Origin of the sequence: Dorea formicigenerans (genome assembly GCF_025150245.1) — a bacterium.
GTDB lineage: Bacteria > Bacillota > Clostridia > Lachnospirales > Lachnospiraceae > Dorea > Dorea formicigenerans.
Window position 1 is genome coordinate 1551559 of sequence record NZ_CP102279.1, and the last position, 16463, is coordinate 1568021.

The 16463-nt window shown below is 39.8% G+C and carries 13 protein-coding genes; all 13 read right to left on the bottom strand.

Annotation, left to right across the window (positions count from 1 at the left end; translation table 11 throughout):
* Positions 1–894 (bottom strand): rod shape-determining protein MreC, encoded by an 894-nt coding sequence (mreC, locus tag NQ560_RS07690; RefSeq protein ID WP_005332737.1) that lies wholly within the window; start codon positions 892–894, stop codon positions 1–3.
* Position 895: 1 nt separating this feature from the next.
* Positions 896–1918 (bottom strand): rod shape-determining protein, encoded by a 1023-nt coding sequence (locus tag NQ560_RS07695; protein WP_005332736.1) that lies wholly within the window; start codon positions 1916–1918, stop codon positions 896–898.
* A 16-nt stretch (positions 1919–1934) separates the two neighbouring features.
* On the bottom strand, positions 1935–2627 hold the full coding sequence (gene radC, locus NQ560_RS07700) for a RadC family protein (protein WP_005332734.1): 693 nt from the start codon (positions 2625–2627) through the stop codon (positions 1935–1937).
* A 35-nt stretch (positions 2628–2662) separates the two neighbouring features.
* Positions 2663–2923 (bottom strand): DUF4321 domain-containing protein, encoded by a 261-nt coding sequence (locus tag NQ560_RS07705; protein WP_005332732.1) that lies wholly within the window; start codon positions 2921–2923, stop codon positions 2663–2665.
* 93 nt (positions 2924–3016) lie between these two features.
* Complete coding sequence (locus tag NQ560_RS07710) at positions 3017–4663, bottom strand: NAD(P)/FAD-dependent oxidoreductase (RefSeq protein ID WP_040015446.1); 1647 nt, start codon at positions 4661–4663, stop codon at positions 3017–3019.
* Between the two features lie 114 nt (positions 4664–4777).
* A complete protein-coding gene (locus tag NQ560_RS07715; RefSeq protein WP_005332730.1) occupies positions 4778–7030 on the bottom strand; it encodes a glycogen/starch/alpha-glucan phosphorylase in 2253 nt (750 codons plus the stop codon).
* Between the two features lie 2 nt (positions 7031–7032).
* Positions 7033–8541 (bottom strand): 4-alpha-glucanotransferase, encoded by a 1509-nt coding sequence (malQ, locus tag NQ560_RS07720; RefSeq protein ID WP_005332729.1) that lies wholly within the window; start codon positions 8539–8541, stop codon positions 7033–7035.
* 29 nt (positions 8542–8570) lie between these two features.
* Positions 8571–9410 (bottom strand): carbohydrate ABC transporter permease, encoded by an 840-nt coding sequence (locus NQ560_RS07725; protein ID WP_005332728.1) that lies wholly within the window; start codon positions 9408–9410, stop codon positions 8571–8573.
* Positions 9411–10253, bottom strand: a complete 843-nt coding sequence (locus NQ560_RS07730) for a carbohydrate ABC transporter permease (protein ID WP_005332727.1) — start codon at positions 10251–10253, stop codon at positions 9411–9413.
* A gap of 85 nt (positions 10254–10338) precedes the next feature.
* Positions 10339–11637, bottom strand: a complete 1299-nt coding sequence (locus NQ560_RS07735) for an ABC transporter substrate-binding protein (protein ID WP_005332726.1) — start codon at positions 11635–11637, stop codon at positions 10339–10341.
* Positions 11638–11759: 122 nt separating this feature from the next.
* A complete protein-coding gene (locus NQ560_RS07740; protein ID WP_005332725.1) occupies positions 11760–13055 on the bottom strand; it encodes an ABC transporter substrate-binding protein in 1296 nt (431 codons plus the stop codon).
* Positions 13052–14830 (bottom strand): sensor histidine kinase, encoded by a 1779-nt coding sequence (locus NQ560_RS07745; protein ID WP_005332724.1) that lies wholly within the window; start codon positions 14828–14830, stop codon positions 13052–13054. Before NQ560_RS07745 ends, NQ560_RS07740 begins: the two co-directional genes overlap by 4 nt.
* Complete coding sequence (locus tag NQ560_RS07750; RefSeq protein ID WP_005332716.1) at positions 14827–16425, bottom strand: response regulator; 1599 nt, start codon at positions 16423–16425, stop codon at positions 14827–14829. The genes NQ560_RS07745 and NQ560_RS07750 overlap by 4 nt, the downstream gene beginning before the upstream one ends.
* Positions 16426–16463: the final 38 nt, after the last annotated feature.

Consider the following 16463-nt stretch of genomic DNA (forward strand, 5'->3'; position numbering starts at 1 on the left):
CTACTCTCCCTTTGCTGTGTCGGAAGCAGACTCATCGTCTGCCCCGTTCGTCATATCTTCTTTTGTCTTTGTGAGAACAAGGACTTCCTGAATTTTGCTAAAATCTACCGCAGGTGTGATATAACCGGAACGAGTCAGGTTATTGGAATCCACATTGATCTCACTGATATATCCGATAAAGAGACCTTGAACAAAGCGGTCACTTACATAGGAAGTAACAACCTGTTCACCGACCTTTATGTCATTGTCATTATTAGCCAGCTTTTCAAAACGAAGACGTCCATCGTCCATTAATTTCAAATCTCCACGCACGATGCAGGTATCTGAAGTAGAGAGGATCATAGCACTTACGTTGCTGGAATTGTCAATGATTGAACGTACTCTCGCATAGTGGGGACCAACTTCTGTGACAAGTCCTACCAGCCCGCTCCCGGCCAGTACGTTACAGTTCACTTTGATGCCGTCTGCACTTCCTTTGTCTATAGTAAAATCACTGAACCAGTTCGTTCCGTTGTTCGCAATGACATGTGCACCGATTTTTTCGTAATCAGAGTAGTTCTGATCCAGTTTGTACAGATCGCGCAGACGTTCTAATTCGTATTCGTCCTGGCGAAGTCTTGTATTATCAATAGTCAGTTCATCTACTTTGGACTGCAAAGTTTCATTTTGCTTTTTCATATCCTGAAGTGTCTCAAAGTTATCAGAAAGATCACTTAACCATCTTCCAACATAGCTGATACCTTTCTGCATTGGAACAACTGTATAATCACCGATAAATCGAAGCGGCCCCCCGCCGTCTGTCACCTGATCGATTCCCAAAAGAATCACACAGATGACTGCAATGATTGCCAACCAGTATTTACTTGGAATTGAGGATTGGTTTTTTATCTTCATATTATCTCATCCACCTATAACTTTCGTCTAACATTGAGTATGCTAATTTACTGAGATCCTTGGAAAGCATGATTTTCTTTAACCCATTAACTGCACAAATGCCCGGTTTTTCAGCAACAGTTGTGTGGATTTTAGTCATACTTTCTACATAAGCATCCAGACCGCTCATATTCGCAATTCCACCAGTCAGATAAATCCCATTCTGGTAAATAGCTTTTCGGATCTCCGGCGGTGTACGGTCCAACATAGAGCGGACGGCTTTCATACATTCCAGAAGAGTATCTTTAAATGCGGCTCTTACAAGTGTGATGGAAATGGTCTTTCGCATAGGGAGTCCGGTGATCAAATCCCTTCCTGCTACAGAGAAAGCGGTCTCAGAATCGCCGTTAAAAACATCGAACTGCTGTCTTAATATTTCTGCCGTTCTACTTCCAATCAAAAAATCATGACTGTTCCGTACAAGATTCACAATTTCCTGATCCAGTGTTGTACCGCCAAGTTTTAACAGGCGGTTAAAGACGATACCACCTTCGGTGAGGACGGATAATTCGGTTGTCTCACCACCGAAATTAATAATCATAACACCCGTTGTATTTTGGACATCAATACCAAGACCGACTGCATCGGCAATGGAACGTTCTACGATATTAACTTCTCGTGCCTTTGCATTTGAGTGGATCACAAGGTCAAAAAAGGCTTTTTTCTGTACCTCAGTTACATCAGTTGGTACCGCAATCACATATTCTGCACCCCGGCTGAAATGTCGGTTCTTTTTTAGAATATTCTGAAGCAGGTTCTGCATATCATTGAAACGGGAAATAACGCCGTCACGCATTGGAAATGCAACTTCAATATCCGGTGGAGTCTTTTCATACATCTGATAAGCATCTTCACCGATTGCAATAATTTCTTTTTTATCCTGAACTGCAAGCACATTCTTTTCTTTCCAGATGGTATCTTGCTTTTTGTCATAGACTTTGATTTCGTAGGATCCCAGATCCAGTCCATAGGTGTTCCTTGCCATATGATTCAAATCCTTTCTACAGCATTCCTTCTTCGCGAAAACTCACATAACAATTATTCCCAATGATGATGTGATCTAAAAGCTCGATCCCGATTAGAGCTCCCGCATCCTGAATGCGCCTTGTAATGAGCCGGTCTTCCCTGCTTGGTGTCGGCTCACCACTTGGATGATTATGTAAAATAATAACAAATACAGCATTCTTTTGTAATGCTTCAATAAATAATTCTCTTGGCGTAATTAAGGAAGCATTCACCGTTCCTTTTGATATATTCGTTTCGCCAATGAGTTTTGATTTGGAATTCAGCATGAGCAGTTTCATGATTTCCTGCTTTTCATGCCGGAGATCTTCCATGTAGTACCTTGCAATCGAATCCGGATTTTCAAAACTTAATAATTCCCCGGCAGAGGCTTTGGAAAGTCTCTTCGCAAGCTCTGAGATACAGGATAGCTGGACTGCTTTCACGCGTCCGACACCGTGAATTTTCTTCAATCGCTCAATACTGAACTGATGAATACCGAGAATTCCGCTTTCGCCGTTGTGATAAAGAATACGGCTGGCAAGTTCGAGAGCATTCTCCCCTCTCGTACCGGTCCGAAGCAGCACAGCTAAAAGTTCTGTGTCACTCAGAGCACCGGCGCCGAGCTTTTCGCATTTTTCATAAGGCCTGTCGGCACTCGGTATCTCTTTCATGGTAACTTTTTGATTCATATATTCCTTTAGATTCGATGATTCTCTTCGGTAGACTATAAGAAGCGGTAAATGATAATTGCAATCACAACGCCTATAATGCTGGCAATTGTAATCTTGATCGTAAGACCAAATGTAATGACCAGAAGTCCCAGATTGACTACAATCGGTGTATCAAGCCCGAACGTCTGCCCATAGCCAAGCCAGCTAAGTGCCGGCACCCCTTCTGCCAGCATGCCAATAAAGCCTCCAAGGACGATTCCTGTTAATAACAACAGAAAAAGTGCCCAGGAGTTCTTTCCGCCTGCTCCTTTCATATGTACTCCTCCTCATGTTTCTTCTATCTGAAAACTCCATACATTTTAGCACATTTCTGAAAATGTGTATAGACTTATACCCTTAAAAAATTCTTAAACATTCTTAGGATTGTCGAAAGCCATGTATTTTTGACTGACAGCTTCTGCCACTTTCAGTCCATCCATGGCGGCTGATGTAATACCGCCTGCATATCCTGCACCTTCCCCGCATGGATAAAGTCCTTTTACAGAACTTTGCAAGGTCTCGTCACGCAGAATACGGACTGGTGAAGAGGTACGGCTTTCTACACCGGAGAGGACTGCATCATCGCGGTCGTAGCCTGGGATTTTCTTTCCAAATTCCGTAATTCCCTCTTCCAGGCATCTCGCAATAAACTCAGGGAAAATGCTCCTTACATTGCCCCAGCTATAAGCACCTTTCATCTGTGGGGCTATAGCACCTGCACTGGAAGATGGCACATTTTTCTTAAAGTCACCAAAAAGCTGGACCGGAATCTTCCCTTGCCCTTCAGCAAATGCAGCCTCTTCTAATTGGCGCTGAAAAGCCAGACCTCCGAGGATGCCTTTTTCTGGGAAATCTTCCGGTGAGACGGTTACGATTACTGCACTATTGGCATTTTTGCCATTTCGCCCGCTATAACTCATGCCGTTTACTGCAAGTCGGTTCTCTTCAGATGAAGCATTTACTACATAACCGCCTGGACACATGCAGAAAGTATAGACACCTCTGCCCTCTTTTGTCTTAGCTGTTAATTTATATGCAGCAGCAGGAAGGCTCTCAGGTGCATTTTTACCATATTGAGATTCGTCAATCATATCTTGTGGATGTTCTACGCGTACGCCTACAGCGAATGGTTTTGGCTCCATTTTTATATCTGAGAGATTTAAAAGCCCAAAAGTGTCTCTGGCGCTGTGACCAATGGCAAGTATTGCAACGTCCGTCAGTAAATCTTCTCCGATGTTTGTTCTGGTATCTTCCAGATGAAGCATCGCAAGTGCCGGCTCATCTGAAAAATCAATGCTGCGTTTTGTACGGATTCCTGTCACTTTTGTATGAAAACGAACTTCACCACCCATAGAGATGATTGCCTCACGTATATTTTTAACGACCTTTGCCAGAATATCAGTTCCGATATGTGGCTTTGCATCATAAAGAATGGATTCCGGTGCCCCATATTTCACAAAAAGACGTAGGACTTCCTTTCCTCTGTTATGGGTATCGTGTACAAGCGTATTTAACTTCCCATCCGAAAATGTACCTGCACCGCCTTCGCCGAACTGGACATTAGACTCAGGATTTAGTTTGCCTGTTTTCCAGAAATCTTGTACGTCTTTCTGGCGCTCTTCCATAGAAGCACCACGTTCTAAAAGAATTGGACGGTATCCCATACGTGCAAGCGCATAACCACAGAACAGACCGGCCGGTCCGGTCCCGATTACAACAGGCCTGTAAGTCAGTACATGTGTTCCGGTCGGAGTGCAATGATAGCTATCATTTTCTTCTTTTATTGTAATATTTTTATTCCGGTTCTTTTTAATGATCCGCTTTTCATTCTGAACGTTTGCTGCAATCGTGTAAACATAAAAAAGATTTGGTTTCTTTCTGGCATCCAGAGATTTTTTTTCAATATGCCAGGTCAGAAGATCTGAACTGGAAATTTTTAATGTTGTATATATTTTCTTTTCGAGGTCACTTTTTTTATGAGTAACCGGAAGCTTTAACTGACTGATTCTGATCATGTTTTCCTCCTTGTACATGTAATCGATAACGAAAAAACCAAAGCCATTTTAGCTTCCGCGAAAAATGGCCTTGGTTTAGTATAGCTCATATTTATGTTTCAGACAAGTATACGATTAAAGTTTCCAGATATCCCGGTTATATTCGGCAATGGTCCGATCAGAAGAAAAATATCCGGCTTTTGCAGTATTTATTAACATTTTTCCAGCCCAGTTCATACGATCCTCGTAGTCAGCCATTACGTTCTCTTTCACAGCAATGTATTCTTTTAAATCGAGCAAAGTCATAAACCAGTCTTTACTGATCAAATCTTTGTATAACCGGCACAGGTTTTCCGGGTCACCGATACGTATCATTTCTTTGCTGATAATAAAATCAACGAGATTTTGTATCAGTGGATCATTGTCGTAATATTGGTCAGAATGGTATCCGGACGTCTCATATAATTGAATCACTTCCTGACTGGATTTACCAAAAATATAAATGTTATCTTTTCCGACCAGATTACAGATTTCAACATTGGCGCCATCCATAGTTCCCAGTGTCACAGCTCCGTTCAGCATGAATTTCATATTGCCGGTTCCACTTGCTTCTTTTGATGCAAGCGAAATCTGTTCAGAAATATCACAGGCAGGTATTAGATGAGATGCCTCTGTAACATTATAATTTTCAACCATAATCACTTTTAAATAAGGTGATACCTCAGGATCTGATAACGTAAGCTTTTGGAGGCAAAGGATCAGATGGATGATATCTTTTGCAAGTGTATAAGCAGGTGCAGCTTTTGCCCCAAAGATCATGGTGATCGGCCTCTGTGGAAGCTGGCCGGATTTGATCTGTTTATATTTATAAATGGCATAAAGCGCATTTAACTGCTGTCTTTTGTATTCGTGCAGTCTTTTGATCTGAATATCAAAAATGGAATTCGGATCAATGTCCAAATCTTGCTTTTCTTTTAAATGCATACATAGTTTTTGCTTATTCTTCTGCTTGATCTTAAGAAAATGATTCAATACCTTAGTATCGTTCTGATACTCAAGAAGTTTTTCAAGTTTCGAGGAATCTTTCTTCCAGGAATCACCGATTAGACTGCTGATATATTCCGAAAGTTCCAAATTACAGTGCATCAACCAGCGGCGGAATGTAATACCATTTGTTTTATTATTAAATTTTTCCGGATAGATCTGATAAAAAGCTTTTAATTCGGAGTTTTTTAAAATATCTGTGTGGAGGGCTGCAACTCCGTTTACACTAAAGCCATAGTGAATGTCCATGTGAGCCATATGCACACGGTCTTGCGAATCAATGATCGCAACAGACTCATCTTTATATTTTTCTTTTGCTTTAGCGTCTAATTTTTCAATAATCGGAACCAGTTGCGGCACGACCTCATTCAGATAATCGAGCGGCCATTTTTCCAAAGCTTCTGCCAGAATCGTGTGATTTGTATAGGCACATGTTCTGGATACGAGATCAGTTGCAGTATCAAAGTCAATGCCTTGCTCCATGAGAAGCCGGATAAGTTCCGGGATGATCATAGATGGATGGGTATCATTAATCTGAATGACAACATGTTCAGGAAGCGAAGTAAGTTCAAAATTCTGTTCTTTTAGTTCTTTTAAAATAAGCTTTGCACCACAGCAGACCATAAAATACTGCTGATAAATACGGAGCAGATGTCCGGCTTTGTCACTGTCATCCGGGTATAAGAATAAAGTCAGGTTTTTGGGAATATTTTCTTTGTTAAAATGAATGCCATCTGTCACAAGTGATTCATCAATGGAGTCTGCATCAAAAAGATGTAGTTTGTTGATTCCGTTACCATATCCGGGAATGTCAATGTCATACATGGACGCCTGTAAAGTAAAAGAACCAAACTGAACCGGAAAATGAACATCTGTTTTTATAAGCCAGTTTTCTTTTTCAATCCATGGATTTTTCAACTCTTTTTGCTTTTTGTTTTCAAAAACCTGTCGGAAGAGACCGTAATGATAATTCAGACCAATTCCCGATCCCGGAAGTCCAAGTGTTGCTATAGAATCAAGAAAACAAGCAGCCAGGCGGCCGAGCCCGCCATTTCCAAGTGATGGTTCCGGTTCGAATTCTTCAATTTCCTCCAGAGATTTTCCGTTTTCATGTAAAAGCTTCTTTATATCATCGTAGATTCCAAGATTGATCAAATTGTTGGAAAGAAGTTTTCCTATCAAAAATTCTGCCGAAATGTAGTAAATCTTTTTTGTTCCTTGATTTGCTGTTTTCTCTTTGCATAATTCTTTTGTCAGATGAAGCAGTGCATAATAAACACTTTTATGATCAGCTGCTTCAATAGATGTCTGAAGCTGGTCTTCCAAATATTTTTTGTAATTCATTGTTACTCTCCTTTTTGTTGTAAACTGCGCGCGCATAATTGAGTAATTTTTTTAATTTTTGCTGCCAGATTATCCGTGAAGCTGTCTGCGTCTGAACGCCAGATCCAGTTTCCGCCTAATGTAGAAGGGGTATTTATGCGTGCTTCGCAGCCAAGACCTAAGTAGTCCTGAACAGGAATAATACATGTATCTGCCACACTTCTCATAGCGAGCCGAATATAATCCCAATGAATGTCTGCTTCCGGAGTAAATCGATTTCCAATATATTCCAAAGCCATTTCTTTATCTTCTTCTTTTAAAGCTTGATACCATCCTTGAAGCGTATCATTATCATGGGTACCGGTGTATACAACACAGTTTGGATGATAATTGTGTGGAAGATAATCACTGTCTTCCCTGGAATCAAAAGCAAATTGAAGAACTTTCATACCTGGGTACCCACTATCTTTTAAAAGTTGTTTTACGGAATCTGTCAAAAATCCAAGATCCTCAGCAATAATTGGAAGATCACCAAGTTCTTGTTTTATTTTGTGAAATAAATCCATACCAGGCCCCTTTTCCCAGTGCCCGTTTTCAGCAGTTGGATCACCATAAGGAATGCTGTAATATTCATCAAAGCCCCGGAAATGGTCAATTCGTATAATATCATATAGTCTAAAACAACCTCGGATCCGGTTTACCCACCAGGAAAATCCGGTTTCTTTGTGATAATCCCACCGATATAAAGGATTTCCCCAAAGCTGTCCGGTAGCAGAAAAACCATCCGGAGGACATCCGGCTACTGCTGTTGGCTGTCCACTTTCATCTAATTGGAACAACTCTGGGTGTGCCCACACATCTGCACTGTCATAAGCAACATAAATTGGGATATCTCCAATAATCTGAATCCCTTTTTGATTTGCATATTCTTTTAACATGTTCCATTGTTTGTAGAATTCGTATTGTAGAAACTGATAAAAATGAATTTCATCTGTAAGTAAGTCCTGATAATGCGAAATTGCATCTGGTCTGCGAAGACGGATATTTTCCTCCCATAGATTCCAGCCAGCTCCATGAAAATAATCTTTTACAGACATATAAAGAGCATAGTCTGAAAGCCATTCATTTTGTTCGTTCAGAAAATCCACGTAATCAGAAGAATTCATGATCTGCTGTTCTTTTGCATGTTCATAAGCTACCTTTAAGATATGAAATCGGTTCTGATAAAGCATGCCATAATCTATCTGATTCGAATTATTACCAAAATCTGCCTGCCTGCATATGTCGTCTTCAAGCAGTCCTTCCCGGGCCAGTGTTTCAAGATCAATAAAATAAGGATTTCCGGCAAAAGTCGAAAATGACTGGTAAGGAGAATCCCCATAACTGGTCGGGCCAAGTGGCAGAATCTGCCACAGTGACTGGCCGCTTTTTTGCAGCCAGTCGACAAATTTATAAGCTTCCTTTGAAAATGATCCGATTCCGTATGCACCAGGAAGTGCAGATACCGGCATTAAAATTCCACTTTGTCTCATGATATAAACTCCTTTTTTCAGGCATGTACCTAACCTTTAACGGCTCCTGCTGCCACACCCTTGATAATATGTTTCTGACAGGACAGATAAAAGATGATGACAGGGATAACTGCAAGAATCAAAGCAGCCATAACAGCACCCATATCAACACGGCCGTAGCTTCCCTTCATATACTGGATTGCGATAGAAATTGTCTTATATTTGTTCAGATCCAGTACCAGATAAGGAAGTAGGAAGTCATTCCAGATCCACATTGTCTCAAGAATACCAACAGAGATGTAGGTCGGTTTCATGATCGGAAGTACTACACTGAAAAATGTACGGATTGGTGTGCAGCCGTCTATCATTGCTGCTTCCTCTATCTCGATTGGAATTGATTTGACAAATCCACAGAACATAAATACTGCAAGACCTGCACCAAAGCCCAGATAAATAATAATGATACCCCAAGGAGTACGAAGTCCGGTACGGTCAGCAACCAGTGACAGGGTGAACATAACCATCTGGAAAGGTACGACCATTGAAAATACGCATAAAAGGTAAAGCATTTTTGTAAATTTAGATTTGACTCTTGTAATGTACCATGCACACATAGAAGTACATACAAGAATTACAAGAACAGATCCAACAGTAATAAATACTGTCCAGCCAACTGCACTTAGAAGATTATATTTATCAATTGCAGTCATGTAGTTTTCAAGTCCGGCCATCGTTTTTCCATCCGGAAGCTGGAATGGCTGTTTATTAATATAAACCTTCTTTTTAAAAGAATTCATAAGTACGATTAAAATAGGCAGTATATAGACAATTCCTACAATTGTAAATATACCGGTTCCGGCTGTGCTAAGAGCACTTCTTTCCTTTTTCATTTATTGCTGCACCTCCTTGGAACGAGTCATATGTAACTGAATCATACTAATTGCAACGACAAGAACAAAGAACAGAACGGCTTTTGCCTGTCCGACACCTTCCCATCCAGTACGTCCGTAAAACGTGTTAAAGATGTTCAGTGCCATCATCTCAGACATCTTGGAAGGTTCACCGGCTGTCAGTGATAAGTTCTGGTCAAATAATTTAAATCCGTTTGTCAGTGATAAGAACATACAAATGGTAATGGATGGCATCATCATTGGAATCGTGACTTTGAATAATTTTGTCCATTTTCCGGCACCATCGATCTGTGCCGCTTCCATAACATCACCCGGAATAGATTGAAGACCTGCAATATAGATGATCATCATATAACCAATCTGCTGCCAACTTACAAGAATGATCAGTCCCCAGAATCCGTACCATTCGTTTAATGCAAGTGCAGTTCCGTATTTTTCAAGAATACCATTAAAAATTAACTGCCAGATATAACCAAGAACAATTCCACCAATCAGGTTCGGCATAAAGAAAATAGTACGGAAAATATTAGTACCACGCATATTCTTGGTAAGTGCACTTGCCAGAGCGAAAGCAACGGCATTAATAATAATTAAAGATGCAACTGCAAACAATGCAGTGTACCAGAAAGAATGACGGAATACCGTGTCTTCAAAAGCCTTTTTGTAGTTGGAAAATCCGATGAATTTCGCATCTGTTACCGTTGTGAATTTACAGAATGAAAGCCAGATTCCCATGATAAAAGGAATGATAAAGCCCAAGATAAACGCACAGAATGTAGGAAGTACGAATATGGGCATATAGCGTTTTACAGCCTTTTGCATAAAAGGCGCCCCCTTTCCTTAAAAGCGGCGGGAGAATTGACCCTGCCCGCCGCATGAACATATCACGATTAATATTTGATATTTCTTATTTGGAAGCTGCTGCTTCAGTTGCCCAGCCGTCTACAAAAGCACTTACAACTTTTGCCCAGTTCGCATCTGTCTGATCTGCTGCATATGCAGTTAATGCAGAACCAACACCATTCTTCCACTCCTCAGAAGGCATTGTTGAGAAGTTCCATGAAACAGGAGTTTTGCCATCTTCCAGATATTTGTTTGCTTCATTTACAAGTACGTTATCAGAATCAAGATTTGCTTTGAATGGAATCGTGAATCCCATTTCTTTGCAAAGACCATTAACGCCTGTATCAGATGTTACACACCAGTTCATGAAGTCTAAAGTAGCCTGAATGTCATCTTCTGAAGCTTTGGAGTTTACACACCAGTAGTTCTCTGTACCAGTACAGATTCCCTGATTCTCCTCTCCGTCTACACCAATGTAGATAGGAAGAATTCCAAGATTATCATCACCAATATCTTTGATGTTGTTGTATTCCCATGTACCGTTCTGATAGAATACAGCCTCTTCTGTTACGAAATCTGCAGTTGCATCATCAGCTGTCTTTGTAGAAAGAGCAGTTGGCTCGCAAGTTGCGTTGTTGATGTACAGATCCCAGATCTGACGATAGTTGTCAAGGTATGTACCTTTGATTGCATCTGTATTATCAATACCGTCTGCTTTATACTCATAGTAGATTGGAAGGTTTGCCAGATGAGTTTTAAATCTCCAGTCAGAAGAACCGTCCATACCTGCTGATGTAAATGCAGAGAATCCAAGTTTGTCTTTATTTGCTGTAATGTCTTCCACAACTTTCTTGAAGCTGTCAAAGTTTGTGATATCTGATGCGGAGTAACCTGCTTTTTTAAGAAGCTCTTTGTTGTAAATGATACCGTAACTCTCAACAACGTAAGCAATACCTGCCATCTTATCTCCGTCCATCAGAGCAAAGTCATCATCTGTCAGCTCTTTTGCTATATCAGAATCTTTCAGATCATAGCAATAATCTTTCCAGCTTGCAAGTCCTACCGGACCATTTACCTGGAATAATGTAGGAGCATCTGTTTTTGCCATCTCGGATTTTAATGTTTTTTCGTATTCACCGGATGCAGCAGTGAGTACAGTTACCGGAACTCCCGTTTCATCTGTGTATTGCTCCGCAAGTTCCTGCCATTGCTCATCTTGCTCTGGCTTGAAATTCAGATAATATACCTTTCCTTTTGCATCAGACTTTGCAGTTTTTTTGCCCGATGAGCTGCCGCAGCCAGTTACCATTCCGATAGTCATTGCTGCAACAAGTAAAATTGATACAACTTTACGCATTTTCATAATTGTTCCCTCGCCTTTCTGAGAATCTTTTTTGTTCTCTTGATTTACTCATATTTTAGCAGGAAATTTGCGTAAAACTGTATCAATAAAAAAACCTCTAATATAAAAAATTAAACTTTCCGTTATTGTTCTTCTTCAAATTGTCGTATGCTGTCATCTGCATAATTTAGAAAATCTTCCGGGGTAATACGTCCTTCCGCAAGCTGAGGCAGGTATTTGGAGAGAGTATTTTCCTGGAAAACGGAATTCCATTTGACCTGGTAATTCGGAACAAATGTCGGGGAATTCGAAAATGCCTTCAGGTAGTCGCGTTCCACCTGGCTTATGTATTTTTCCTCCATTGAAAACATCTTTTCTTTTTCCAGAAGATTAAATTCTGTCCGGAATTTAAAAAATGCAAGTGCTCCTTCTTTTACTTCTTCACTGCATCCAGACGTCAGTGCCCAGCCAAATGTTTCCGGAGAAGAAACCAGTGTATTTCCAGGGAAAGAAGAAAAACGAACACACTGTTCCCATCCGTCAGGGATCTGGTCGATCATCCAATATCCATTTGGAACCATAGCTGCTTTCCCGGTAAAAAAGTTATTGTATGCCGTGTCAAAATCATTATACAGGGCATTCGATGTTGTATAGGAAAACAGCCGTTTTAAAGTATTTGCCAATTCCAGCCCGGAAGCATTCTGGTAGGTGTCCGGATAGATCAGACTCATAAATTCAGCACCTTCTTCCGATGAAGAAGCGACTGCTGCACTTGCCAGTAACATAGGTGCCCATCCCGTTCCATCTGTATGTAGTGCCAGTGGCGTGATACCTGCGTTTGTAAGTTTGTCACAACACGCCCAGAACTCATCCCATGTTGTTGGAAAGGAATCAATGCCGGCTTTGTTAAACAATTCCTGATTCCAGAATATGCCGCAGCAGGAAAAAGCCGCAGTTGAAATTGGTGCAAGATAAATATTTCCGTCTGCGTAAGTGCAGCCTTCCTGTACAACAGGTTCGATCATGGAAGACCACTCTTCGTCTGCATCAATATATGGAGTCAGATCCGCAATTCGGTTTTCTGCAATCATTTTCTGATAAAAAGAAGGAAGCATTCGAAGATCTGTAATAATATCTGGAAGTTCATCGGTTGCATTCAATCGTTTCAGGTTTTGACGATAGTCAGCTTCTGTCTCTACGATCCAGTCAACATCCAGTTCATAGGTTCCTTTGTATTTTTTATTAAATGCTTCCACTACTTTCTGTTCATTTTTCGTTCCGGTAGATGGATCCACGGTCAGAATAATGGATATTTTTACTGGTTCTTTGGATTCTTCTGCCAGTTTTTTTTCAGATGTTTTACAACCGGTCAGCAGGCAGATCATAAGTAGAAGTATAAACATACTTCGGATTGTTTTTTTGATATGTTGCTTTTTCATGATTCCTGCTCACCTCCTTTTGGCACTTTTATCGTACAAGTTGTACTTGCATCGGTTGTTTCGTAGTAATATGTAATTTTATCACCGTATTTTAACCGCAGTCTAGTCAGTATATTAAATACACCGTATCCATGTTTTTTGTCAGGAAATGCCTCTTTGATCTGAGAAATAGGTAAATGCGTAAGTCCGTTGATCTTTTCTACCATATCTTTATTCATTGGCATGCCGGTATTATAGACAGATAGCACCAGAACATCATTTTCTTCTGTAATCCGTATCCGTATATAGCCCCCCTCATAGATTTCACTGAATCCATATTTTACTGCATTTTCTACTAATGGCTGAAGAATCAGCTTCAGGATTTTATTTTCTTTTGCATTGACCTGACAGTCAATTTCATACTCAAACAGATCTACGTTTCGGATCTGCTGGATTTCCATGTAGCTTTTCACATTTTCCAGCTCATCTTCTACGGATACAATATCACTTCCTTTACTGAGGCAGAGGCGCAGGTACTTTGAAAGAGCCTGGATCATACGCATGGTCGTTTCCTCTTTGTTCATACGCGCAAGCATATAGATGGTATCCAGTGTATTATACAGAAAATGTGGATTGATCTGACTGATCAGCATATTTAATTCACTGGTGCGCAGTTCTTTTTCCTGTAATTTAATTTCATTGACAAGTTGTTCAATATTGCCAAGCATTTCATTGTAAGAATGTCCAATCTGATCTAATTCCGTGTTTGTGTGAAGTTCCGGCATATGTGTATAATCTCCACCGTCAAATCCAGTCATATATGTGGTGATTTCCTGGACCGGTCTGGTGAACCGATTAGAGAACAAGATACTGAGTAATAGGGCTAATACTACAATAATCAGGTAAATCAGAACCAATACAATTAAAATCTGGGTGGTCTGACTTGTAACAACTTCATTTGGCACATACGTAAAGATGGAAAACGAACAGTCCTTTTGATAGTAAGCAGACAGATAACCACCCGTTACAGCCTCTCCATTGAGAATAATTCCCGTATCAGAGGATTTTTTACATGCGCTTATCAAAGTTTTCGTCACATTGTCCGGCAAGGCAGTGTTTTTCTGATTCAGAGCATAAATATTTCCATTCTGATCCATTATTCCGGTTAGAATGGAAGAATCTGCCTTTTCGGAATCCATCGTTACGATATGATTCAAAAAGGAAGGATTCATTTTCAGAATAATAATTCCCGGTTCACTTGGATAGTCCAGAGAATGAACATATCGGGTGATGAACAAGGAATCTTCTTTTCCGTTAAAGAGTGTATCTTTTGCAATGAACCAGACTGTTTTTGCGTACTCTGTACCAAGTTTCTTCTGAAACACAGTGTTTTTAATGTCAAAAGCATCTACATAACTATAGGATCTGGTATATATGTTTCCTTTATTATCCATATAACAATAATCTTGAATAGAATCCAGATCCAGATATGAGAAATATTTGCCAACGGCATTCTTTTCATTATCAGTCAGTTCTTCTGCGTTCAGACTTTTTTGGATCGTTTCATTAAGAATAGCTTCTGCAGTCACTTCTTTCGATTTCGTATAAAGATTATCCAGTAAAATTCCCATCTTCTCGTCTGCAAACTCGTATTTTTCTATAATATTATTTTTTAAAGTATGGTGCATATAACTCCATACTCCGATCATAGATAATAAAAGTGCAAGAAGAAGTAATATAAGCGTAGATTTTAAATATTTTTTCTGGATACCTGAACTTAAATATTTTTGCTTCATACTTCGTATTCCTTTTTATACTCACTTGGCAGTTTTCCGGTATATTGCTTGAATAATTGTGAAAAATAAGAAGGATTGCTGATACCAACTTCTTCACAGATTGTTCGGATACTGGTATTTCCTTCTTCCAGCATTCTTTTTGCTTTATCCATACGTTTTTTGACCAGGTACTGTTTAAAAGTCATATGGAAGGTGCTTTTAAAGATACGTCCAAAGTAAACCGGGTTTAAATATACATGAGCTGCTGTTGCAATGATTGACAAGTCTTCCTCTTGAAGATGTTCTTCGATATAAGCGACAGCTTCTGTCATGTATTCTTTAAAATAACCCGTTTCATTTTTTCCGGCTTCTTCCTGACGCAGTTCTATTGCACGGCATAAAATTTTGTAGCAGACATCTACTGCTTTTACAGCCGGCAGATGATTCAGGTTAGAATAATAATTTGCAAATTGATTTTTCATATCCTCGTTCATACCATAGGTGTCCTGAAGCATGAACTGTACTCGGAGCATAACTTTATGAAGGTACTGGCATTGCCGTGCTTCTTCTTTTGGAAGATGGTAAATAAAATCAATAAATGTTTCTTTTAGTTCCACAAAATCATTTTTCCGTATGCTGTTCATAATCCGGATTTCCCTGTCTTCAGAAAACTGCTTCGAATCGTCTTCCTGTTCTTCTAAATCTTCTGGAATTGTAAACGCACTGGCACCGGAAGCACTGGCAATTCCAAATAATTTTTGTGCTTCTTCATAGCTTTTCCTGATTCCGGATATCCCTTTATATGGCTTGGAAATAGAAGCGATGACCGGACATTTTTCTTCATTCTTTGCCTGTTCTAATAAAGTTTTGATCTGCCTTACTGCATTTTTTTGCTGAGTTTTTATAATGAAAACATAATTGCCGTCTTCCCCTTCAAATTTCCAGTACGAAAAATGTTCAAAAACATGTGCTTCTATTTCCTGGATTACGGCATATCTGGATGCTTCATAATCTAAAGAATTTGTAATTTTATAAATTAAATCAATATCGGCGCACACTGTGATAAAAAAATCATGATTATCCGGCAAATCATGAAGTACAGAAAATACTTCTGCAATCTTTTCCTCCGGAATCAGATTCTGAACATATTTTTGTATTACAACCTGCAGAAAACTGTCACCGTCTTTTAAAAGGAGTTGTTCCCAGCTTTCGTATTTTTCTTCACTGCGTAGCTGTTTGATACATGTGTTATAGGCTCCGGTCATTGTGGAGCGAAGCTGTTCATCATCAATTGGTTTTAAAAGATATGCATAGGCGCCAAGATCACAGGCATGTTTTGCATATTCAAAATCACGGTATGCACTAAGTACTACAAAAAGACATGAGATCTGTTCTTTTTGAATTTCTTCCATAACCATAAGTCCTGTCATTTGCTTCATTCGAATATCGGTTAGAACGACATGTGGCTGTTCACGTCTGATGACTTCCAGTGCCTGAACTCCACTTTTGGCAGATCCGACAACCTCAAATCCCATACCCTCCCAGTCATAGGTATCTAAAAGTCCCTGTAATAAAATTGGTTCATCGTCCACAATTACCAGTTTTAGTAATTCCATTCTTTTTCCTCACTTTTTTTATGAATCGGCCGAATTTA

What these genes read in the sequence shown, in the direction of transcription:
- mreC (WP_005332737.1), bottom strand. Translation starts at nt 894, where the DNA reads ATGAAGATAAAAAACCAATCCTCAATTCCAAGTAAATACTGGTTGGCA.
- NQ560_RS07695 (WP_005332736.1), bottom strand. Translation starts at nt 1,918, where the DNA reads ATGGCAAGGAACACCTATGGACTGGATCTGGGATCCTACGAAATCAAA.
- radC (WP_005332734.1), bottom strand. Translation starts at nt 2,627, where the DNA reads ATGAATCAAAAAGTTACCATGAAAGAGATACCGAGTGCCGACAGGCCT.
- NQ560_RS07705 (WP_005332732.1), bottom strand. Translation starts at nt 2,923, where the DNA reads ATGAAAGGAGCAGGCGGAAAGAACTCCTGGGCACTTTTTCTGTTGTTA.
- NQ560_RS07710 (WP_040015446.1), bottom strand. Translation starts at nt 4,663, where the DNA reads ATGATCAGAATCAGTCAGTTAAAGCTTCCGGTTACTCATAAAAAAAGT.
- NQ560_RS07715 (WP_005332730.1), bottom strand. Translation starts at nt 7,030, where the DNA reads ATGAATTACAAAAAATATTTGGAAGACCAGCTTCAGACATCTATTGAA.
- malQ (WP_005332729.1), bottom strand. Translation starts at nt 8,541, where the DNA reads ATGAGACAAAGTGGAATTTTAATGCCGGTATCTGCACTTCCTGGTGCA.
- NQ560_RS07725 (WP_005332728.1), bottom strand. Translation starts at nt 9,410, where the DNA reads ATGAAAAAGGAAAGAAGTGCTCTTAGCACAGCCGGAACCGGTATATTT.
- NQ560_RS07730 (WP_005332727.1), bottom strand. Translation starts at nt 10,253, where the DNA reads ATGCAAAAGGCTGTAAAACGCTATATGCCCATATTCGTACTTCCTACA.
- NQ560_RS07735 (WP_005332726.1), bottom strand. Translation starts at nt 11,637, where the DNA reads ATGAAAATGCGTAAAGTTGTATCAATTTTACTTGTTGCAGCAATGACT.
- NQ560_RS07740 (WP_005332725.1), bottom strand. Translation starts at nt 13,055, where the DNA reads ATGAAAAAGCAACATATCAAAAAAACAATCCGAAGTATGTTTATACTT.
- NQ560_RS07745 (WP_005332724.1), bottom strand. Translation starts at nt 14,830, where the DNA reads ATGAAGCAAAAATATTTAAGTTCAGGTATCCAGAAAAAATATTTAAAA.
- NQ560_RS07750 (WP_005332716.1), bottom strand. Translation starts at nt 16,425, where the DNA reads ATGGAATTACTAAAACTGGTAATTGTGGACGATGAACCAATTTTATTA.